Raw genomic sequence first — 405 nt, forward strand, 5'->3', positions numbered from 1 at the left:
CGTCGTGACCGTGCCGTCGTTCGCGCCGACCACCAGCGCGTGGGCGTTGGCGCCCGCTTCGTAGTCGTTCACGAACGCCGCAGCGCCCGCCGGCGTGAGGCTGATCGCGCCCGTGACCGGGTCGATGGCGAAGTAGCCGTTGTCGTTGCCCGAGAGGATGCTGTAGGTGACGGTCGCGCTGTCGCCGTCCGTAGCGTGGACCGTGCCGAGCACGGCGCCTGCAGGACGGTTCTCGTCGTAGCCGAAGACGTAGCCGTCTGTCGTGTTCACCGGGGTGCCGCCACCGTCGACGAACACGGGGGCGTCGTTGACGAGGTTGATCGTCACGGTCACGGTGCTGGTGGTCGTGCCGCCGTGGCCATCGCTCACCGTGACAGTGAAGCTGTCGGTGCCGTTGAAGTTGGC

At 68.1% G+C, this 405-nt stretch carries 1 protein-coding gene; it reads right to left on the reverse strand.

The features are described from left to right. On the reverse strand, positions 1 to 405 hold a 405-nt coding region (locus tag AC1DSC_RS32725), incomplete at both ends, for a cadherin domain-containing protein (RefSeq protein ID WP_478132104.1).

The sequence above is a fragment of the Variovorax sp. 01N425 genome (assembly GCF_056399465.1).